This is a genomic window from uncultured Sphingomonas sp., from assembly GCF_937859915.1.
GTDB lineage: Bacteria > Pseudomonadota > Alphaproteobacteria > Sphingomonadales > Sphingomonadaceae > Solisphingomonas.
Window position 1 is genome coordinate 1 of the sequence record NZ_CALMAW010000012.1, and the last position, 20,350, is coordinate 20,350.

General features: G+C 69.2%; 16 protein-coding genes. 9 read left to right on the top strand and 7 right to left on the bottom strand.

Features of this window, described 5'->3' with window-relative positions:
• Positions 1–205: 205 nt before the first annotated feature.
• Positions 206–940, top strand: coding sequence for a 16S rRNA (uracil(1498)-N(3))-methyltransferase (locus tag Q0326_RS01930; RefSeq protein ID WP_298686509.1), 735 nt, complete (start codon positions 206–208; stop codon positions 938–940).
• Positions 941–981: 41 nt separating this feature from the next.
• Positions 982–2,355 carry a glutamate--cysteine ligase gene (locus Q0326_RS01935; RefSeq protein WP_298686511.1) on the top strand — a complete coding sequence of 458 codons (1,374 nt, stop codon included), beginning with the start codon at positions 982–984 and terminating at the stop codon, positions 2,353–2,355.
• Positions 2,356–2,490: 135 nt separating this feature from the next.
• Here Q0326_RS01935 and Q0326_RS01940 read toward each other — a convergent pair whose 3' ends face one another.
• Together Q0326_RS01940 and Q0326_RS01945 are read right to left on the bottom strand one after the other, a co-directional pair.
• Entirely contained in the window at positions 2,491–3,798 is a 1,308-nt protein-coding gene (locus tag Q0326_RS01940) for an isoprenylcysteine carboxylmethyltransferase family protein (protein ID WP_298686513.1), read from the bottom strand.
• A 222-nt stretch (positions 3,799–4,020) separates the two neighbouring features.
• Positions 4,021–4,578, bottom strand: a complete 558-nt coding sequence (locus Q0326_RS01945) for a CHAP domain-containing protein (RefSeq protein ID WP_298686515.1) — start codon at positions 4,576–4,578, stop codon at positions 4,021–4,023.
• Positions 4,579–4,821: 243 nt separating this feature from the next.
• Between Q0326_RS01945 and Q0326_RS01950 the strand changes: the two genes are divergently transcribed.
• Positions 4,822–6,141 carry a lipopolysaccharide biosynthesis protein gene (locus Q0326_RS01950; RefSeq protein ID WP_298686517.1) on the top strand — a complete coding sequence of 440 codons (1,320 nt, stop codon included), beginning with the start codon at positions 4,822–4,824 and terminating at the stop codon, positions 6,139–6,141.
• Positions 6,142–6,269: 128 nt separating this feature from the next.
• Here the strand turns inward: Q0326_RS01950 and Q0326_RS01955 are convergent, their stop codons facing one another.
• Both Q0326_RS01955 and Q0326_RS01960 read right to left on the bottom strand, forming a co-directional pair.
• Entirely contained in the window at positions 6,270–8,504 is a 2,235-nt protein-coding gene (locus Q0326_RS01955; RefSeq protein ID WP_298686519.1) for a TonB-dependent receptor, read from the bottom strand.
• A 218-nt stretch (positions 8,505–8,722) separates the two neighbouring features.
• Positions 8,723–9,628: a LysR family transcriptional regulator gene (locus tag Q0326_RS01960; RefSeq protein WP_298686521.1), complete on the bottom strand. Its 906-nt coding sequence runs from the start codon at positions 9,626–9,628 to the stop codon at positions 8,723–8,725.
• A 90-nt stretch (positions 9,629–9,718) separates the two neighbouring features.
• Here Q0326_RS01960 and Q0326_RS01965 point away from each other — a divergent pair, with 90 nt between their 5' ends.
• The 4 genes from Q0326_RS01965 (at position 9,719) to Q0326_RS01980 (ending at position 14,129) form a co-directional block, all read left to right on the top strand.
• Positions 9,719–10,600: an aldo/keto reductase family oxidoreductase gene (locus tag Q0326_RS01965; RefSeq protein ID WP_298686523.1), complete on the top strand. Its 882-nt coding sequence runs from the start codon at positions 9,719–9,721 to the stop codon at positions 10,598–10,600.
• A 110-nt stretch (positions 10,601–10,710) separates the two neighbouring features.
• A complete protein-coding gene (locus Q0326_RS01970) occupies positions 10,711–11,241 on the top strand; it encodes a nuclear transport factor 2 family protein (protein ID WP_298686526.1) in 531 nt (176 codons plus the stop codon).
• Positions 11,242–11,400: 159 nt separating this feature from the next.
• Positions 11,401–12,537 carry a serine hydrolase domain-containing protein gene (locus Q0326_RS01975; protein ID WP_298686528.1) on the top strand — a complete coding sequence of 379 codons (1,137 nt, stop codon included), beginning with the start codon at positions 11,401–11,403 and terminating at the stop codon, positions 12,535–12,537.
• Positions 12,537–14,129, top strand: coding sequence for a GMC family oxidoreductase N-terminal domain-containing protein (locus Q0326_RS01980; RefSeq protein WP_298686530.1), 1,593 nt, complete (start codon positions 12,537–12,539; stop codon positions 14,127–14,129). Before Q0326_RS01975 ends, Q0326_RS01980 begins: the two co-directional genes overlap by 1 nt.
• A 111-nt stretch (positions 14,130–14,240) precedes the next feature.
• On the opposite strand, the gene Q0326_RS01985 is transcribed toward Q0326_RS01980, so the two are convergent.
• Complete coding sequence (locus tag Q0326_RS01985) at positions 14,241–15,635, bottom strand: PLP-dependent aminotransferase family protein (protein ID WP_298686532.1); 1,395 nt, start codon at positions 15,633–15,635, stop codon at positions 14,241–14,243.
• Positions 15,636–15,743: 108 nt separating this feature from the next.
• Here Q0326_RS01985 and Q0326_RS01990 point away from each other — a divergent pair, with 108 nt between their 5' ends.
• Positions 15,744–16,073, top strand: coding sequence for a UrcA family protein (locus Q0326_RS01990; protein WP_298686534.1), 330 nt, complete (start codon positions 15,744–15,746; stop codon positions 16,071–16,073).
• Positions 16,073–16,687 (top strand): LysE family translocator, encoded by a 615-nt coding sequence (locus Q0326_RS01995; RefSeq protein ID WP_298686536.1) that lies wholly within the window; start codon positions 16,073–16,075, stop codon positions 16,685–16,687. The genes Q0326_RS01990 and Q0326_RS01995 overlap by 1 nt, the downstream gene beginning before the upstream one ends.
• A gap of 110 nt (positions 16,688–16,797) precedes the next feature.
• On the opposite strand, the gene Q0326_RS02000 is transcribed toward Q0326_RS01995, so the two are convergent.
• A complete protein-coding gene (locus tag Q0326_RS02000; protein ID WP_298686538.1) occupies positions 16,798–18,861 on the bottom strand; it encodes a S9 family peptidase in 2,064 nt (687 codons plus the stop codon).
• Positions 18,862–19,118: 257 nt separating this feature from the next.
• The coding region (locus tag Q0326_RS02005; RefSeq protein ID WP_298686540.1) for a biotin/lipoyl-containing protein at positions 19,119–20,350 on the bottom strand (1,232 nt) is incomplete at its 5' end.

Here is a 20,350-nt window from a genome sequence, read left to right on the forward strand (position 1 = left end):
CACCGGCACCTACGGCCCGCCCGCCCCGACGATCGAGGCGCATAGCCGGATGCCGGCCGCGATCCCGGCGCCGACCGCCCCCGACGGCACGCAGACGCCGCAGAAACACCGCGGTCTTCGGCGCGGCTCCTATGCCGGGACCGACGCCGGCATCAACGGATAGCCGCCTTGCCCCCCGTCCCGCTCCGCGGCTAAGCCGCCGCGGATGACCGCGACCCCCGCCTGGCCCCTCGACAGCGCGCCCCGCCTGTTCGTCGATTCCGCGTTGAGCGACGGCATCGAGGTGGCGCTCGATGCGGCGCAGGCCAATTATCTGCTCGCGGTGATGCGCCTGAAGAGCGGCGACGGGGTGCGCTGTTTCGACGATCGCAGCGGCGAATGGGCCGCCGAGATCGTCTCGACGGGCAAGCGCGACGCCCGCCTGCGGATGGTCGCGCATCTCGGGCCTCGCGAGCCGGTGCCCGACCTGTGGCTGGTCGCCGCCCCGATCAAGCGCCAGCGGATCGACTGGCTCGCCGAGAAGGCGTGCGAGCTCGGCGTCGCCAGGCTCGCACCCGTGATCACGCGGCGCACCGTGATCGATCGGCTCAACCGCGAGCGGCTGCGGGCGCACATGATCGAGGCGGCCGAGCAATGCGGTCGCACCGCGCTCCCCGCGCTCGACGAGCCGGTCAAGCTGGCCGCGCTGCTGCGCGACTGGCCCGCGGACCGCATGCTGTTCTTCGCCGACGAGACCGGCGGCGAGCGCTTCGCCCCCGCGCCGGGCCCCGCCGCGATCCTGATCGGCCCCGAGGGCGGCTTCGACCCGGCCGAGCGCGAGGCGATCCGCGCCCTGCCCCAGGCGCGCGGCATCTCGCTCGGCCCCCGCATCCTGCGCGCCGAGACGGCGGCGCTGGCGGCGGTCTCGCTGTGGATGGGCGCCGCGGGGGATTGGCGCTAACGCCTCTTTCCATACCGATCGGTAACGGCTAGGGCGCGGCGATGACGACGCGCGCCGACACCCTTGCCGACGAGGCCCGCATCGCCGGCTTCGATGACCTTCTGACCGTCTTCGCCAAGGGGGAAAAACCCAAGGAACGCTGGCGGATCGGCACCGAGCACGAGAAGTTCGTGTACCGCACCGCCGACCATCGCGCGCCCTCCTATGACGAGCCCGGCGGCATCCGCGACCTGTTGGGCGCGCTCACCGCCTATGGCTGGGAACCGGTGCGCGAGGGCGGCACGGTGATCGCGATGTCGGGGGCCGACGGCGCGATCAGCCTCGAGCCCGCCGGCCAGTTCGAACTGTCGGGCGCGCCGCTCGACAATCTTCACGAGACCTGCGCCGAGACCGGCCGCCACCTGGCGCAGTGCAAGGAAGCCGGCGACAAGCTCGGGCTCGGCTTCCTCGGCATGGGCTTCTGGCCCGACAAGACGCGCGCCGAGCTGCCGACCATGCCCAAGGGTCGCTACAAGATCATGCTCGAGCATATGCCGCGCGTCGGCGACCTCGGGCTCGACATGATGCTGCGCACCTGCACCATCCAGACCAACCTCGACTATGCGAGCGAGGCGGACATGGTGAAGAAGTTCCGCGTCTCGCTGGCGCTGCAGCCGCTCGCCACCGCGCTGTTCGCCAATTCGCCGTTCAAGGAGGGCAAGCCCAACGGCTATCTCTCCTACCGCTCGCACATCTGGACGGACACCGATCCGCACCGCACCGGCATGCTGCCGTTCGTGTTCGAGGACGGCTTCGGCTACGAACGCTATGCCGACTACATGCTCGATGTGCCGATGTACTTCGTCTACCGCGACGGCAAATATATCGATGCGGCCGGCCTGTCGTTCCGCGACTTCATGGCGGGCAAGCTGTCGGTGCTGCCCGGCGAGACGCCGACTCCCTCGGACTGGGTCGACCATCTCTCGACCGCCTTCCCCGAGGTGCGCCTGAAGAGCTTCCTCGAGATGCGCGGCGCCGACGGCGGCCCGTGGAACAAGATCTGCGCGCTGCCCGCCTTCTGGGTCGGGCTGCTCTACGACGACGCCGCGCTCGATGCAGCGTGGGACGAGGTCAAGCATTGGACCGCGGAGGACCATCAGCGCATCCGCGAGCAGGTGCCGACGCTGGCACTCGCCACCAAGGGCCCGCGCGGCCGCAGCTTCCGCGAGCTGGCCAAGCCGATCCTCGACATCGCGCATGCCGGCCTGTCCGCGCGCAAGCGTCTGAACGGATCGGGCGACGACGAGACCGGCTTCCTCGACCCGCTCCGCGAGATCGTCGCCAGCGGCAAGACGCCGGCGGAGACATTGCTCGACCGCTATAACGGCGTGTGGGGCGGCGACATCGGGCGGATCTACGACGAGATGTCGTTCTGAGCCGGTAGCCCTCTCCCTTGAGGGAGAGGGTTGGGTGAGGGTGGCCGACCTCCGAGGTGGGACGCGCCGGCTGCGCCGTCGCTCCCCCTCACCCCAACCCTCTCCCCGATGGGGAGAGGGGGATCAGGTCGCCGGTCACTCCGCCGACGCCACTACCCGCTCCCGACGCCGCAACCCCACCGCCCGCCACGCCGTCGCCAGCATCCCATGCCGTGCGATCCATGCGGCATATTCGACATAGGCCGGGTCCGCCGACAGATGCTTCTCCTCGGTCCTGGCGCGCCAGACATAGACGCCGTTGATGATGGCTAGGATGCAGCAATTGCGGAGTGCGTCGCTGGTCAGCCCGGTGGTGGTCAGCATCGGCAGCGCGGCGAACCACCAGAAGATGTTCTTGGCGACATAGGCGGGATGTTTGGTGAAGCGATACGGCCCGTGGGTCAGGATGCCGCGATGCGTGAGGTTGGAGAAACGCAGCCCGAACGCCACCGTCGCCCAGGCATAGGCGCCGGTCAGCAGCACCAGCAGGATGCCGAACGCCGGCTGGACGACGGGGTGATCCGCCAAGGCGCGCGACCAGCCGAGCTGGCCCGGCGCATAGTCGAGCGGCCCGCCCGGGTTCATCAGGATGAACGGGGGATAGCAGATCAGCGCCGCCATCCACGCCTGCGCATACGGGTTGCCGGTGCGGATATGCGCATCGAGCGGGCGCAGCGTCAGGATATAGCCGACCGTGCCCATGCTGACGTCGATCAGGAACATCAGCGCGATCAGCCCCTCGGACAGCGGGATGACGTTGCCGACGATCGTCGTCGGGTCGATGTCGATCGCATTGGCCCAATTGCCCGGCAGCGCCGAGAACATGAAGGCCGAGAAGAAGCCCTTGATCGCCCAGCTGCGCAGATGGTTGGCGATCTTGGGGCTGAGCGCCGGATCGACGGTGCGACCGCCGGCAAGCAGCCAATGGCCGAACGCCCAGGCGCCGTCCTCGCGGTCGACCAGGCGCCGCTCGAGCCAGAGCACGTACGGGATCGACAGCAGCACCAGCGGCACCAGTGCGGCGGCCATGACGTGCATCGCGTAGAGATAGCCGTTGAACCAGTACCAGCGTCCGACCGCATAGACGCAGGCGATCAGACCCCAGGTCGTCCACAGTCCGGCGAGCTTGACGAGGCCGGTGTCGAGCGCGTCGGCCCAGCCGCGCGGTGGCCCGTCCCAGTCGATCCCGGTCGAGGGGTTGCGGTGGACGCGGTCGACGGCGAGCGACCAGGCGATCATCGGCAGCGCGCAGGCGGCAAGGCCGGCAAGCGGCACCCAGGGTGCCTCGAGATGCGCGATACGCACCGCCAGATAGAAGAGCGCGAAGCCGGCAAGCCCGGCGAGCCCCACCCCCGTCGACACCGCCGAGCGCGGTCGCGCGTCGCTTGCCCTGCTGCCGTCCATCGTTCCACCCGTCCCGTCTCAGGACAGGCTGCCTAGCCGATCACCGGTAAGCAAGCGGTGAAGAGAAGGATTTTGGCATTTGCGGCCGGTCGCATTTCACCCGTCATGCCGGACGCAATCGGGCATCGAGGGCCGCAGACCGAAGCGCGTGAAGCCCTGGATCCGGATCAGGTCCGGGATGATGCCGAAGAGGAAGGCGGGCGTCCGGAAGACGCGCCGCGTTCAGCCGATCAGCGCGGCGAGCGGGGCGGCCGAGCGGGCCGACTTGATCGCGGCGTCGGCCTTGAGCAGCTTGGCGTCGATCACCGGCTTTGCGTCGGTGTCGGCGGCGGCGCTGGCGGCACCCTTGGGGGCCTTGCCGCCGTAGATGAAGCCGTAAGCAGGATATTCGCGCTGGCCGAGATCGTGCAGGTTCTTGAACCACACGCGCACCGAGCTCCAGTCGTTGCGCGCGGAGGTGTCCATCACCTCGACGTCGCGCTCGACCTGGCCGCGCGACGACCAGTTGGCATGGGTCACCTTGACGATGCGATCCGAGATCACCTGGCTGACGGTCGCGACATGGCCGGCGCGCATCGAACCGATCGCCTTGAACACCAGCACCGCGCCCTCCTTGGGCGCGTTGCCGCGGCTATATTTGCCGAGCGCCTGGTTCCACCAGGTCGCGGCATTGCCGAACAATTGGATGCCCGAATACATGCGGGCGAAGGTCACGCACTGCCAGAAGGTCGAGCTCTGGGCGTCCGCTGCGGCCGGAATAGTTGCGATGGCAAGTGCCATGGAACAAAGTACCAGCCTTGTGCGCTTCAGCATTTGGTAAGCCCCCGACGTCCCCAACGCCGTCCCTGTTAACGGTATCGGGCGGGCGACCAAGCGCCAAGCGGCCAATCGATGCGGCGCTGCGGCGAACCGAGCTACGCGCGCCCAACGGCAGTGGCGCGCCACCCAGAACCTTGCCTAGCCGTTAAAATCCGCCGAAGGCGTGGGCAGAATCGGGCGCTGGACGGGTAGACGACGCGAATCATGCGACATTGGTTCAAGGACGGCGTGTTCCGCGCGGTGCTCCGCAATGCGGGCTATCTCGGCTCGACCAAGCTGATCGGCGCGGGACTCGGGCTGATTGCTCTGGTCTGCGCGGGGCGTGGGCTCGACCCGGTGCTGTTCGGCGTGCTGACGCTGGTCCACACCTATGCGACCGGCGCCGGTGCGATCGTCAAATTCCAGAGCTGGCAGCTGATCCTGCGCTACGGCGCGCCCGCACTGCTGCGCGGCGACGAACGGACCGCGACGGACTCGATCCGCCTCGCGGTCGGGCTCGACATCAGCAGCGGGATCGTCGGCATGGCGGCGGCCATGGCGGTGCTGCCGTTCGTCGCCGCTGATTTCGGCATCGACCGCGGCCATCTCGCGCTGGCGATGATCTACTGCACGCTGGTGCCGACGATGGCGGCGGCGACGCCGACCGGGGTGCTGCGGCTGATCGACGGATTCGACCTGATCGCGGGCCAGCAGCTCGTCACCCCGCTGCTGCGCGGCACAGGCGCTGCGATCGCCTTCTTCGCGCATCTCGGCTTTCCGGGCTTCGTCGTCGCCTGGTACGTCGCTGATCTCGCCGGCGACCTGATCCTGTGGGGCCTTGCGGTGCGCGAGCTGAGGCGCCGCGGCCTGCTCGGCGCGCTCCGCCCCGGGCTGCTCGGCACCGCGCGGCGGCTGCCGCAGGCGTGGAGCTTCGTGTGGACGACCAACATCGCCACCTCGCTCGGTGCCGGCTGGGGGCCGGTCAGCAACCTCGTCGTCGGCGGCGTGCTCGGCCCGGCGGCCGCCGGGCTCTACAAGATCGCGAGCACGCTGCTCGATTCGGCCGGCAAGCCCGCCGACCTGCTGACCAAGGGCTTCTATCCCGAGATCATGCGGCTCGACCCGGCGAGCAGGCAGCCATGGCGGCTGGGGCTGCGCACGGGCGCCCTGGCCGGCGCGCTCGGGCTGGTCATAGTGCTGCTGATCCTGCTCGGCGGCCGACCGCTGATCGGGCTCGCCTTCGGCCACAAATATCTCGCCGCCTACCCGCTGCTCTCGCTGATGATGGTCGCGCTGATGGTGTCGATGGCGAGCTTTCCGCTGCAGTCGCTGCTCTACATGGTCGGGCGCCAGCGGATCGCGCTGGCCGCGCAGGCGGCGGCGACCGCGCTGTTCCTGGGCCTGCTCACGGTGCTGGCGCATCTGTTCGGATTGGAGGGCGCGGGGGGCGCCTATGTGCTGGGCAATGTCGCACTGGCGCTGTTCATGCTGGTCCCGGTGCTGGCGAGCTACCGGCACCGCGCGCGCTATGCGATGGCAGCGTAAGCCTGCTCGCGCGAACCCGTTCGTCCTGAGCGAAGTCGAAGGACGTGACGCAGGCGCAGCGCTTGCAACAGGCACTTCGACTACGCTCAGTGCGAACGGGCAGAGAGGTCGTCGCGGACAAGCGTGCCTCAAATATCCTTGGTGATCCCCACGAACACGCCGCGCCGCGGGCCATATTCGGGCGCGCCGACGCCGACGCCATTGCCGTCGCGGATCTCATATTTGTGGTCGGCGACATTGGTGACGTCGAGCCGGACCTCGATCCCCGGCCGGTCGAACTTGTGGCTCGCGGTCAGGTTGAACTGGGCATAGCCCTTGAGATGCGCGCCGTTGGGGATGTCGCTGCCGTCCGCAAGCGCCAGATCGGTGCGTAGTCCCGACCCGTAGAGCATGTCGCCGCCGAGCTTAGACCCGGCGAGGAAGCCCTCGCGGAAGCTGTACGAAACACCCGCCGAGCCGGTGTAGGTCTGGTCGTGGTCGAGATAGATATAGTGGTTGGCGATGTAGGCGAGATCCTCGGGCGAGAAGCTGAATTGGCTCGAGGTGATGTCCTTGCCCTGCGCCTTGGCATACGCGAAATTGGCGTAGGCGAGCCACGGCCCGTGCTGGTAGCTCACATTGGCCTCGACGCCGTGGATGCGGCCCTGGCGGTAGTTGAACGGGGTCAGGATGATCGGCGCGCCGAACTGGCCCTCGTCGACGAGGTTCTTCGAGGTGCGGTAATAGCCGTCGAGACTGACCGAGACCGGGCCGATCTTCTGCTGGATGCCCGCATCGAAATAATTCTGGCGCTCGGCGAACGGCGTGGTGTCGGTAAGCGAGGGCGCCGCCGCGCTGGTACCGGCGAACTGACCGACGCTGGTCGTCGCGACATTCTCGAACGGCGGCGGCGAGAAATAGCGCGCATAGCCGAGATGGACCGTCGTGCGCGAGGTCGGCTGCCACACGACGTTGACGCGCGGGCTCAGCTGCTCCTCGCAGCGATAGCCGCAATAATGGTCGAAGCGCCCGCCGAAGTTGAGCGTGACGGTCGGCGCCAGCTTCCATTCGTCCTGCAGGTAGACGCTCTCGGTGAGTTCGGTCGCGGCGCTGTGCTCGGCGATGCCGAAGGGTTGGCCGGTCTGCACGCCATTGCCGTCGACCGGAAAGACGAAGGTATCGGTGGCGCTGGTGCCATGGTCGCGCGTGATCACGATCCCGCCGCGCAGCGTATGGCTGTCGCCGAGCTTGAGCGCCGCCTCGGACTGCAGGCCGACGGTGAAGTCCTTCTTGACCGCGTCCTGCGCCTGGCCGTTGAACAGAAGCTCGCCGGTGACGTCGGGGCGGTAGACCAGCTCCGAATAGCGCGCGAACAGCGAGGTCTGCCAGGTCAGCGCACCGGCATTGTGGAGCCAGGAGGCGGCGCCGAAGCCGGTGCGCTCGATCTGCCGCTCGTTGAGGTCGCTCGACGAATAGGCGGTCTGGCCGCCGACGTTGAAGCCACCCGTCGGTTGCAGGCCGGCGGGATCGGGGATCTGGAAATAGTCGTTCGAATAGCCGCCGAGGAAGGAGATGCGGTCGCCGTCGCCGAGGATGTGGTCGACATAGCCGAAGGCCTGCGCCTGATCGGTCTTGTCGTGGATCGGGTTGGACGAGCCGTCGACGCTCTCGATGCCGAGCCGGTTGTGCGTGAAGCTGCCGCTGGCGAAATAGTTGGTCGAGCCGGTCGAGCCGCCATAAGACGCGCTGGGCTCGATCGTGTCGTGGCTGCCGCCGTACAGCGTCACCTCGCCCTTATTGTCGAAGCCGCTCTTGGTGGTGATGTCGATGATACCCGCAGTGCGCAGGCCATATTGCGCGGGCAGCGCGCCGGTCAGCAGGTTGAAACTGTTGATCAGCCGTGGGCTCAGCGTCTGGCCGAACACCGCGAGCCCCTCGGGCAGGATCGTGCCGTTGATGCGATATTGCAGGCCATTGTGGTCGTCGCGGACGTGGAGCTGGCCGAAGCCGTCCTGCACGACGCCGGGCACTTGGAGGATGAGCTGGTTGAGCGGCTGATTGTCGCCGCCGGGCAACGCCTGGATCGTCGCCTGATCGACGCCGTAGCTGGTCGCGCCGAGCGACGGCTGGATCGAGGCGCGCGCCTCGTCGAGCCGCTTGGCGGTGACGACGATCGCGCTGCTGTTGCCGGCGCCCGGCGGCGGTGCCGGCGCGGGGGCGGCGGGGTTCGGGGCGGCGGCATTGGGGGCGGCGTTGGGGGCGGCCGGATCGACCGTCGCGGCCGACGCAGCGGTTGGTGCAGCGTCGGCGGCGCGTGCCCCCCCGGCGGGCAAGGCGATCGCGATGACGGACAAGGCGACACCGCCCAAGAAATTCACGCGCATGGAAGCTCCCTGATACGCCGGAGGCTTCAGCCACCCGTCCGCTTACGATGATATGTTATACCATGGTATCTCGCGGGTGCAATATTACATTGTCGTCATCCGGGCGACGATGGCGGCGACATGAAGAATGGCACAGGCGGCGGGCAAAGCACCGCGGAGAGCGAGCCGCGCGGAACTCGCGAAGATAGTGGAAGGAGGCGCGAGGCCAACGGCGCTTCTTACCAGCGCTGCAGCTTGATGAAGTCGATGAACGCGCGCAGCGGCGGGGGTACGAGGCGGCGGCCCGAATAATATAGGAACGGGCCTGAAAAGGGCTGCCACCAGTCCTCCAGCACCGGCTCGAGTGCGCCGCGATCGATATAGGGCCGCAGCCAGTCCTCGAACAGGTGGATCAGCCCGACGCCGGCGATCGCCGCCTCGACCGCGAGATCGGTGCCGCCGCCGATGCGCACGACCAGCCGGCCCTTGGGCTCGACCCGCAGCACCTCCCCGCAGCGCTCATATTCCCATGGGCTGGTCATCGCACCGCTGGCGAAGCGGCCGAGCACGCAGCTATGCTCAAGCACGTCGCGCGGATGCTCGGGGCGGCCGCGGCGGTCGAGATAGGCGGGTGCCGCGGCGGTCGCGAAACGCTGCACGCGCGGGCCGATCGGGATCGCGATCATGTCCTGCTCGAGCCGCTCGTCATAGCGGATGCCCGCGTCGCACCCCGAGGCCAGCACGTCGACGAACCCGTCCTCGGCGACCACCTCCATCTCTATGTCGGGATAGGCGTCGAGAAAAGCGGGCACGATCGCGGGCAGCACCAGCCGCGCCGCGCTCACGGGCACGTTGAGGCGGAGCGTGCCCGCCGGTGTGTCGCGAAAGCCCGTGACGACGTCGAGCGCCGCCTCGACCGCGCTTAGCGCCGGCGTCAGCCGGTCGACCAGCCGCGCACCGGCCTCGGTCAGCGTCACGCTGCGCGTGGTGCGGTGGAACAGGCGCACGCCGAGATCGGCCTCGAGCCGTCGAACCGCCTCGCTGAGCGCCGAGGCGCTCGCCTCGCCGATCCGCGCCGCCTCGCGAAAGCCGTTTGCCCGCGCCACCGCGAGGAAAGCGGTCAGGTCGCCAAAATGGGGAGTCATTGTCCGCCCGTCCGCACAGCCTGTGCGGGTCATGCCGGATTATCCGCACGATCGCCAACGCTTACCTAGGCGGCGTCAAAGGAGACCGACATGCACCCGATCGATCAAGCCGGCACGTTCACGATGGGCGGCCGCACCGTCAAGCGCATGGGATACGGCGCGATGCAGCTGGCAGGCCCCGGCGTCTTCGGCCCGCCGCGCGACCATGACGCCGCGCTCGCAGTGCTGCGCGCCGCGATCGCCGCGGGAGTCGACCATATCGACACCAGCGACTTCTATGGCCCGCACGTCACCAACAGGATCATCCGCGAGGCGCTGTCGCCCTATCCGGCCGACCTCGTGCTCGTCACCAAGATCGGCGCGCGCCGCGGCGAGGACGCCTCGTGGAACCCCGCCTTCAGCGCCGACGACCTCGCCCGTGCCATCGACGACAATTTGCGCCATCTCGGGCTCGAGGCGCTCGACGTCGTCAATCTGCGCGCGATGTTCAGCATCCACGGCCCCGCCGAGGGCTCGCTGACGGCGCCGCTCAAGGCGCTCGCCGATTTCCAGCGCCAGGGATTGGTGCGCCATATCGGGCTCAGCAACGTCACCGCGACGCAGATTGCGGAGGGTCGCGGCATCGCCGAGATCGTCTGCGTGCAGAACCAGTATAATCTCGCACAGCGCGACGACGACGCGCTGGTCGATTCGCTCGCCGCCGACGGAATCGCCTATGTCCCCTTCTTCCCGCTCGGGGGGTTCAGCCCACTGCAGTCGGCGGAACTGTCCGCGGTCGCGACGCAGCTCGACGCGACGCCAATGCAGGTGGCACTCGCCTGGCTGCTGCAGCGGTCGCCCAACATCCTGCTGATCCCGGGCACCTCGTCGGTCGCGCATCTCGACGAGAATCTCGCCGCGGCCTCGCTCGTCCTGCCCGCGGACGCGGTCGCTACGCTCAACGGCATCGCGGGCGCTTCCCCCGCGCACTGACCCCCTCGTCGGCGCCATCGTGCCCGCGATCCCGGCTGGCCCGGTCTATCCTCGATCCCGTCGGCGTCGCATATCGGGCGCCGACGGACGGTCGCGAAGAGGAGACGGATATGGACGCACCCGCCGACGCCGTGCGCGCGCTGGTCGACAAGGACCGGATCCGCGAACTCGGCCTGCTCTATTGCCGCGCGGTCGACCGCAAGGACGTCGCGCTGCTGCGCACCCTTTATACCGAGGACGCCACCGACACGCATGGCGACACGTTCGACGGCCCCGCCGCCGCCTATTGCGACTTCATCGAAAAATCGGTGCCGCACATGCCGTACAGCGGGCATCACGTCTGCAACCACCTGATCGCGCTCGACGGCGAGGAGGCCGACGGCGAGATCTACGCGATCGCGACCCACGTCATCCCGGACCGCCAGGGCGGCTGGCTGGAGGACATCCGCTGGGTCCGCTACATCGACCGCTATCGCCGCGAGGCCGACGGTTGCTGGCGCTTCGCCAAGCGGATCGTCACCTATGACCACCAGTCGCTGCGGCCGCTCGGCACGCCGCCGGTCGATGTCGGCGACGGCAGCGGCGACCCGAGCTATGCGGCGCTCTCCGCCCGCCTCTTCGCGCGCGGCGCGCGGGATTAGCGGCACCGGGCCGGCATCGGCTTATCGCCGTGGCGATAGCGGCGATCCGCGCGCCTTTGCTATTCCTGCACGCCGCCCCGCCGTGGCACCCCGCTCCGCGATGCGCATCGGATCAAGGTGCGGGCGACGCCGCGTCGCCGGAAGAGGAGCAAGCTTGCCATGACCCTGGACACCAGCGCGAACCACGCCGTGCGCGAGGTGCTCGCGCAGATGGTCGCCGACGGCAATGAGGTTGGCGTCCAGGTCGCCGCCAGCCTGCATGGCGAGCGGATCGTCGACGCCTGGGCGGGTACCGCCGACCCGGCGAGCGGCCAACCCGTCGACGGCGACACGCTGTTCAACGTCTTCTCGGTGACCAAGGCGGTGGCAGCGACCGCGCTGCATCTCCAGGCCGAGCGCGGACTGGTCGACTATGACGCGCCGGTCGCACGCTACTGGCCCGAATATGCCGCCAACGGAAAGGAGAGCGTGACCGTCCGCGATGCGCTCTCGCACCGCACGGGTACGCCGCAGATGCCGCCCGGCGCGACCCCCGAATCGATCTGCGACTGGGACGCGACCGTCGCCGGCATCGCTGCGCTCGCGCCGATCTTCCCGGTCGGGCAACCGGCCTATCAGGCGATGTCGTTCGGCTGGGTGATCGGCGAGATCGTGCGCCGCACCGACCCCACGCATCGCAGCTTCCGCGATTTCGTCGCGCAGGAGATCGCCGAACCCTACGGCATCCCCGATCTGTGGATCGGCGTGCCCGAGGCGGTCGAGCACCGGATCGCGACGCTGGTCGACGCCCTCAACATGCGGCCCCCGCCGCCCGGTACCGCGCTTGAAAAGGCGCTGCCGTTTGAGGTCCGGCTCGCCCCCGACATCTTCGAGCAGCCGCAGGTCCGCCACGCCGTGATCGCCGGCGTCGGCGGCATCTTCACCGCGCGCAGCCTCGACCGCTTCTTCGCGATTCTCGCGGGCGGCGGCGAACTCGACGGCAAACGGCTGCTGTCGGCGGATCGCGTTGCGATGTCCGGCCGGATGCGTCCGGGGGGCACGCTGCCCGACCCGGTCTTCTTCGGCATGCCGATGCCGCTCAGCGAGGGTGGCTATTGGATGTATGACGGCCAGTCGCCGCTGACGCTCGCCTTCGGGTCGGAGACGGCGATCGGCTGCCCGGGCGCGGGCGGGTCGCTCGGCTGGGCGGACCCGCGCACGGGGCTGTCGGTCGCCTATTGCCACAATCGGATGAGCGGCTTCGACGGTGCCAGCCTGGTCGGCCAAGCGATCCGCACCGCGCTGGGGATCGCCTGATGCGGCCAAGCTATGATTATATCATCGTCGGTGCGGGCTCGTCGGGCTGCGTGCTGGCGAACCGTCTGTCGGAAGACCCGCGCAACAGCGTGCTGCTGCTCGAGGCGGGGCCGTCCGACAAGCATATGCTGATCACCATGCCGATGGGCCTGGCGAAACTGTTCGTGCCGGGCAGCCCCTATATCAATTTCTATCAGGCCTCGCCCGGCGGCAACCGCCCCCCCGAACATTGGATGAAAGGCCGCACGCTGGGCGGATCGAGCTCGATCAACGGCATGGTCTATATGCGCGGCATCCCCGAGGATTATAACGATTGGGCGGCGAACGGCTGCCCGGGCTGGGGCTGGGACGAGATCCGCCGCTGCTTCATGGCGATCGAGCGGCACGAGCATGGCGCCGCCGAGGGTCGTGGCGGCGACGGCCCGCTCTACGTCGGGGTGGCACCGGCGCGCGACAGGGTCAGCCAGGCGACGATCGAGGCGGCGCGGCAGATGGGCGTGCCGATCGTCGACGACGTCAACGCGCCCAGCGTCGCGCATGACGGCGGCTTCGGCCTGCAGACGCGCAACATCAAGCGCGGCCGCCGGGTCAGCGCCGCCACCGCCTTCCTCAGGCCGATCCGCCACCGCAAGAATCTCGACATCGTCACCGACGCCGAGGTGCTCGGCGTCGCGCTCGACGGCCGCCGCGCGACGGGGGTGCGGCTCAAGCATGACGGCGCCGAAAGCCTCATCATCGCCAACCGCGAAGTGCTGCTCAGCGCCGGCGGCATCCACTCGCCCTGCCTGCTGCAGCGCTCGGGCATCGGCCCGGCCGCGTTGCTGCAGGGTCTGGGGATCGAGCCCGTACTCGACGTCGCGCAGGTCGGCCGAAACCTCGCCGATCACCGCGTGCTGACGATGCAGTATCGCATCCGTCGCGGCGGCAACAATCTCGGGTTGCGCCACCCGCGGCTGGCGCTGTCGGTGCTCGACTATTTCGTCCGCGGCAAGGGGCCGCTCGCGCAATCGAGCTTCGTCGCCGGCGGGCTGGTCAAGACCGACCCGACGCTCGACAAGCCCGACATCCAGATCGGCCTCGCGCCCTTCACCTCGGGCCGGGGGGGCGTCAGCCCCTACCCCGCGATCACGCTGTTCGGCTACACGCTGCGCCCCGAGAGCCGCGGCGAACTGGCGATCACCTCGCGCGACAATGCCACCCCGCCGCGGATCGACGCCAATTATATGGCGACGCGCTATGACCGCGAAAATGCGGTGGCGCTGCTGCGCTATATCCGCCGGATGGCCGCGCAGCCCGCGCTGGCGTCGCTGATCACCGAGGAGATGATCCCGGGATCGGCCGTGCAGGACGATGCCGCGTTGCTCGAGGCGACCTTCACCTACGGCAATACCGGTTATCATCCCTCGGGCACCTGCCGCATGGGCTCGGATGACGATGCCGTGGTCGATCCGCGGCTGCGGGTGCGCGGCATCGAGGGGCTGCGCGTGATCGACACCTCGATCATGCCGACCTTGGTGTCGGGCAATACCAGTGGGCCGGCGATGGCGATCGCCTGGCGAGCGGCGGAGCTGATCCTGGCGGATCGGCAGTAGTCAGCCCACCCCGTCATGCCCGCGAAGGCGAGAATCCCTATCCGCGGCGCGCGCCCGTCGGGTGCCGCGTCTATGGATCCCGGATCAAGTCCGGGATGACGAATAAAGGCATTACTCCAGCGCGCGCGCCAAAATCGGATACACCCGCTCATCCTCCATCATCGCGACGTTGAGCCGCATATAATTGCCCGCACTCTCGCTGACGCTGAACACATTGCCCGGTGCCAGCACCATATCCTCGGCGAAGGCGCGGCGGGTGACGTCGATCGCGTCGATCCCATCCGGCAGTTTCGCCCATAGGAACAGACCGGCGCGCGGCTCGATCCACGGCGTGATGCCCAGCGGGCGCAGCCGCGCGATCGTCCGCGTCATCGCCTGTTCGAGCCGGCCGCGCAGCCGCTCGACATGGCGGCGATAGCTGCCGTCGGTGAGCGCGGCATGGACGAATTCGGTCGCGATCGGGCTCCCCGACAGGCTGGTCGCGATGCGCAGGTCGGTGAGTGCGGCGATCCAGTCGGGCCGGGCCGCGACGTGCCCGCAGCGCACCGCGCTGGTCAGCGACTTGGAGAAGCTGCCGACCCGGATCACCCGGTCGAGCCCGTCGAAGGCGGCGAGCCGCGGCGACGGCTCGGCCTCGAAATCGCAGAATATGTCGTCCTCGACGATCAGCAGCCCGTGCGCCTCGCCGAGCTTGAGCACGCGGTGCGCGACCGCCGCCGACAAGGCGGCGCCGGTCGGGTTATGGCAGGCGCTGTTGGTGATGTAGAGCCGCGGCTTGTGCGTTTCGAGCGCCGCGGCGAAGGCGGCGACGTCGGGGCCGTGCGGCGTATAGGGCACGCCGATCGGCCGGGCGCGATGCGCGCGCAGCAGCGCCTGGAAGTTGAAGTAGCAGGGATCGTCGATCAGCACGGCGTCGCCGGGCTCGAGCAGGAAGCGGCAGACGAGATCGATCGCCTGCGTGCCCGAATCGGTCAGCAGGATCTGATCCGGCCCCGCCTCGACGCCCTGCTCGCCCATCCGCCGCGCGATCAGCCGCCTGAGCGGTTCCGATCCCATCGCCGAGCTATAATGGGTCATGCTCGGCAGGTCCGCGCCGCGCGCAATTCCGCGCAGTGCCTTGCGCAGCAGCGGTTGCGGCATCCAGCTGTCGGGCAGCCAGCCGCTGCCGGGCTTGAGCGTGTCGGGATGCGTGAGCAGCGACTGGCGCAGCATCCACAGCGGATCGATCTCGGGCTCCGGCCGGCCGTCGACGGTTGCGATCGCCAGCGGCGCCAGCGGCGCGGCGACATAATAGCCCGAGCCGGGGCGCGCACGGATCGCGCCTTCGGCGACCAGCCGATCATAGGCCTCGACCACGGTCGACTTGGAGACGCCGCGCGACTCCGCCATCGCGCGTACCGAGGCGAGCCGCGCGCCTGGCACCAGCGCACGCCGCTCGATCCGCTGGCGGACCAGCGCCATCAGCTGCTCGACCTTCGTGCCCTCGTCCTGCACCAGCGCCAGCATGATCGTCCTGATCCTTTCGCCCGTACAGTTCTGTCGAACCGTACTGCACCGTCTCTAGTGCCCGACGCGCGCCGGGGCAACAAGCGCGAGGATCCAAGGAGACAGATCATGGTTCACGCCCGCCACCTGCCAACCGTCCTGCTCGCGCTTGCGCTCGCCGTGCCCGCCGCCGCCGACCCCGGCGCGACCACCAGCGTGCGGGTGATCCGTCCAACGGCCGCCACGCCGGGCGCCGCGCGGATTGCGGAACGGCGCATCGCGGACGCCGCGCTCGAGGTCTGCGGCGCCTCGCCGTTCAGTGTCGCCGAGGCGAAGACCGCGGTTGCGCACTCGCGCTGCTGGCACGATAGCTATGCGCGCGGGATCGCGCAGCTGCACGGCGGCGCACCTGCCCGTGTCGCGTCGCTGCCGCCATCCCGCACCCGGGGGGAACCGTGATGCCGCCGACCCTGCTCCTCCCGCTCGTCAGCTTCTGCCTGGTCTCGTCGATCACGCCGGGGCCGAACAACATGATGCTGCTCTCGTCGGGCGCGACCTTCGGGCTGCGCCGGACGACGCCGCACATGTTCGGCATTTCGGGCGGCCTGGCATTGATGGTGCTGGTGCTCGGCTGGGCATTGGCCGGGGTGATCGGCCGGGTACCCGGGCTTTTTACCGCGCTGCACGTCGTCGCGACGCTCTACCTGCTATGGCTCGCGTGGCGGATCGCGACCTCGACCGGCCCGCATGGCGCGCTGGCCCGCGCGCGCCCGTTCGGCGCGATCGACGCCGCCGGCTTCCAGTGGGTCAATCCCAAGGCCTGGGCGATGGTGCTGGGCGCCATCACCAATTTCGCGCGACCCGATCACCTGCTCGTCGACGTGCCGCTGATCGCCGGCGTGCTGATCGTGGTCGGACTGCCCTGCATCGCGCTGTGGGCGGGATCGGGCCAGTTGCTCAGCCGCGCCTTGTCCGACCCGCGGGCGCTGCGCGCGTTCAACTACGGGATGGCGGCGCTGCTCGTCGCGTCGATCCTGCCGGGCGTGTGGCACGCGCTGGCCGGCGGGGCGTAAACAGCGCGGGACCTGGCCAACGGCCGGGGTGACGAGCGACGACTAAGCCATGTCCTATCCGTCACCCCGGGCCCGACCCGAGGTCCCGCCCCCCTAAACGCGCCCCGCCTCTATTTCTGCCGATAGCGCTCGAACCATGCCAGGATCGCCGCATTCTCGCCGATCAGCTGCGACGGCCGGTCGGCAAGTCCGCCATGGCTGGCACCGGGCACGCGGATCAGCGCGGTCGGCACCGAGCGAATCTGCAGCGCGGCGTAATATTGCTCGGCCTCGCTCGGCGGGGTGCGGTGATCGTCCTCGCCGACCATCACCGCGGTCGGGGTCTTGACGTTGCCGACCAGGCTGAGCGGCGAGCGGCGCCAATATTGCTCGGGATCCTCCCATGGCATCTTGCCGAACCAGTAGCGCGCCATCGAGGTATAGCCGTCGGTGGTGAGCACCTCGCTTGCCCAGTCGATCACAGGCTTCTGCGACACCGCCGCCTTGAAGCGATCGGTCTTGCCGACGATCCAGGCGGTGAGCAGCCCCCCACCCGACCCGCCGGTGACGAACAGATTGGCCGGATCGACATGGCCGGTCGCGACCGCCGCATCGACGACGCTCATCAGGTCGTCATAATCGTGGCTGGGATAGTCGTGATGGATCATGTCGGCGAAACTCTCGCCATAGGAGGTCGAGCCGCGCGGATTGGCGTAGACCACGACATAGCCCGCCGCGGCGTAAAGCTGGTCGTCGGTCGACCAGGTCGGACCGTAGCTGGCGAACGGACCGCCATGGATTTCGAGGATCAGCGGATAGCGGTGGGTCGGATCATAATTGGGCGGCGTCACCATCCAGGCGTCGATCGGCAGCCCCCCCGCCGAGGACGTCACCGCGAGCGGCGTCACCGCCCCCAGCGTCTTGCCCGCGAACAGATCCTGGTTGAGGCTGGTCAGCCGCCGCGTGGCACCCGCGCGCGTCGCGACCGCGACCTCGGGCGGATGCGCCGGGTCGCCCGCGGCGAAGGCGATCGCGCCGTCGCGCGCGACCGAATAGCTGCCGCCGGCATAGGGCCGGTCGATCTCGCCCGCCGCCAGCCCCGAGGCGACCACGCTCACCTTGCCGTCGAGCCCGACGCGCGCGACCTTGGTGACGCCGTGATCGGTGTAGCTGACGAAGATCGCGTGGCCGTCGGCGGACCAGCGCGGATGGCCGACGTCGCGATCGAGGGCCGCGGTCAGCACATGCGCGCCCGATCCGTCGGCGTTCATCACCGACAGCGCGTGATTCTGAAATCCGAGCAATTTGTCGTCGAAGCCGACATAGGCGATCAGCCGGCCGTCGGGCGAGGCGACGGGCTCCTCGTCGGGGCCCGCGCGCGTGGTCAGCTGGGTGAGCGTCGCGGTCTCGGCATCGAGCGAGAAGATGTCCGAATTGAGCGGATCGCGCTCCCAATCCTTGCCGTGATTGGTCGCGATCAGCAGGTGGCGGCTGTCGGCGGACCAGGTGACGCTGCCGCCGTCGTCATACGCGCCGAAGGTGAGCTGGCGGGGCGCCCCGCCGTCGGCACCGACGACGAAGACATGGTCGTAGCCGGGGCGCAGATAGCCGCCGCCATCCTCGCGGTAATGGATCTGCGATATCACCTTGACGGGCTCGGCCCATTTCGCACCCTCGGGCTTGGCGAGCGGCGTGCCGAGCGTCGCACCCTCGCCGGGCACGAACATCGTGAACGCGATCCGCTTCTGGTCGGGCGACCAGGCGATGTCGGAGGGACTTTCGGGGAGCACCGCGAGCGCGGCGTGGACGCCGGTCGCCAGCCAGTGGACGAAGATCTGCACCTTGCCGTCCTCGCCCTTGGCGGCGAAGGCGATCCGCGTGCCGTCGGGCGACCAGCGCGGGCGGCTGCTGCCGCCGACCCCGAGCGGCCGCTGCGCGCCGCTGGCGATATCGACCAGCCAGATCTCGCGGCGGTCGGCGTCGATCAATATGTCGCCGGTCTGGCGGACATAGGCGATGCGCTTGCCGTCGGGGCTGATCTGGACGTCGCTCGCCTGCGCCAGCGAGAACACGTCGCGCGGGGTGAAGCTGCGCGACGGGCCGGTCGGGGCGGGCGCGGCCGGCGGGGCTGCCGGAGGCTGCGCGACCGCGGCGCTGCCAAGCAGCAAACCGAGCGAAAGAACAAAACGCTTCATCGCCATGTACCGGCCTCCCCGCGGACCGCCCCTGGCCCGCTCGCGCCCTTAGTGCGCAAAGGCTGTGCGCAGCACAAGCGGCACGGGCGCCGTCGCGCGCCGCCGAACGATCGCCGTTCCTTCATCCGTCATGCTGAACTTGGTTCAGCATCTCGCCACTTCGAACGCGACGCCTGTGGCACAGGGGATGCTGAAACAAGTTCAGCATGACCTTACCTTGGTCGCGGCGAACCGCTGCCGCCGGCTCCCGACCCGTCCTAGGCCTTCGCCTCGTCCGCCTCGATCCGCGCGAGCAGCGTGCCCTCGGAGACCTGCGCGCCTGCCGCCGGGCCGAGCTCGGCGACGGTGCCGTCGAACGGCGCGAGCAGCGCCTGCTCCATCTTCATCGCCTCGATCACGACGACGCGCTGACCCTTGGCGACACGGTCGCCCGCCGCGACCTCGACCGCGACGACGCGGCCCGGCATCGGGGCGACCAGCGCGCCGTCGCCGGCGGCGGCGCCCGCGACATGATCGTCGGGCGACGGCAGCGAATAGCGGTGCGGCCAGCCGCGATCGACCAGCGTGATCGCCGCGTCTCTGCCATAATGCGCCTGGGCTAATCCGGCCGCGGGCGGCTCGGCGAGCATGACCTCGATGCCGTGCCCGTCCTCGATCAAGCGGATGCGGCGATCCGGCTGCGCATTGGCGCGGAACCCGATCAGCGACTGCCAGACCGAGGCGCCAGTCGCATCCGATCCGCCCACCGCACGGAAGAACTGCGCCGCCGCCGCGGATCGGGTATCGATGGTCGCGACATTGTCGAGCAGCCCGTCGAGATGCGCCTCGATGAAGCCGGTATCCATCTCGGCGGCGCCGAAGCGCGGATCGCGCAGCAGCGCTGAGAGGAAACCGGCATTGTTGCGCACCGGCGCCGTAAACACGCCGTCGCAGGCATCGGCCAGCCGCGCGAGCGCGTCGCTGCGGGCGGGGGCGTGGACGATCAGCTTGGCGATCATCGGGTCGTAGAAGGGCGTGACGCTGTCCCCGGTCTCGATCGCGGACTCGACGCGGACGTTTTGCGGCAGGATCACCTGGTCGGGCGTCCCCACGCTCGGCAGAAACCCTTTCGCCGGGTCCTCGGCATAGAGACGCGCCTCGATCGCCCAGCCGTCGATCGCGAGTTCGTCCTGCCGCCGGGGCAGCGGCTCGCCCGACGCCACGCGGAGCTGCCACTCGACCAGATCCTGGCCGGTGATCGCCTCGGTGACCGGATGCTCGACCTGCAGCCGCGTGTTCATCTCCATGAACCAGATGCGGTCGGCGCGCAGGCCTTCGGAGGCGTCGGCGATGAACTCGATCGTGCCCGCGCCGACATAGTCGACCGCCTGCGCCGCTTTGACCGCCGCCCCGCACACCGCGGCGCGGGTCGCTTCGTCCATGCCGGGCGCGGGCGCCTCCTCGATCACCTTCTGGTGGCGGCGCTGGAGCGAGCAGTCGCGCTCGAACA

Excerpts from the sequence above, each read along its gene's own strand:
- Q0326_RS01930 (WP_298686509.1), top strand. The coding sequence starts at position 206 with ATGACCGCGACCCCCGCCTGGCCCCTCGACAGCGCGCCCCGCCTGTTC.
- Q0326_RS01935 (WP_298686511.1), top strand. The coding sequence starts at position 982 with ATGACGACGCGCGCCGACACCCTTGCCGACGAGGCCCGCATCGCCGGC.
- Q0326_RS01940 (WP_298686513.1), bottom strand. The coding sequence starts at position 3,798 with ATGGACGGCAGCAGGGCAAGCGACGCGCGACCGCGCTCGGCGGTGTCG.
- Q0326_RS01945 (WP_298686515.1), bottom strand. The coding sequence starts at position 4,578 with ATGGCACTTGCCATCGCAACTATTCCGGCCGCAGCGGACGCCCAGAGC.
- Q0326_RS01950 (WP_298686517.1), top strand. The coding sequence starts at position 4,822 with ATGCGACATTGGTTCAAGGACGGCGTGTTCCGCGCGGTGCTCCGCAAT.
- Q0326_RS01955 (WP_298686519.1), bottom strand. The coding sequence starts at position 8,504 with ATGCGCGTGAATTTCTTGGGCGGTGTCGCCTTGTCCGTCATCGCGATC.
- Q0326_RS01960 (WP_298686521.1), bottom strand. The coding sequence starts at position 9,628 with ATGACTCCCCATTTTGGCGACCTGACCGCTTTCCTCGCGGTGGCGCGG.
- Q0326_RS01965 (WP_298686523.1), top strand. The coding sequence starts at position 9,719 with ATGCACCCGATCGATCAAGCCGGCACGTTCACGATGGGCGGCCGCACC.
- Q0326_RS01970 (WP_298686526.1), top strand. The coding sequence starts at position 10,711 with ATGGACGCACCCGCCGACGCCGTGCGCGCGCTGGTCGACAAGGACCGG.
- Q0326_RS01975 (WP_298686528.1), top strand. The coding sequence starts at position 11,401 with ATGACCCTGGACACCAGCGCGAACCACGCCGTGCGCGAGGTGCTCGCG.
- Q0326_RS01980 (WP_298686530.1), top strand. The coding sequence starts at position 12,537 with ATGCGGCCAAGCTATGATTATATCATCGTCGGTGCGGGCTCGTCGGGC.
- Q0326_RS01985 (WP_298686532.1), bottom strand. The coding sequence starts at position 15,635 with ATGCTGGCGCTGGTGCAGGACGAGGGCACGAAGGTCGAGCAGCTGATG.
- Q0326_RS01990 (WP_298686534.1), top strand. The coding sequence starts at position 15,744 with ATGGTTCACGCCCGCCACCTGCCAACCGTCCTGCTCGCGCTTGCGCTC.
- Q0326_RS01995 (WP_298686536.1), top strand. The coding sequence starts at position 16,073 with ATGCCGCCGACCCTGCTCCTCCCGCTCGTCAGCTTCTGCCTGGTCTCG.
- Q0326_RS02000 (WP_298686538.1), bottom strand. The coding sequence starts at position 18,861 with ATGAAGCGTTTTGTTCTTTCGCTCGGTTTGCTGCTTGGCAGCGCCGCG.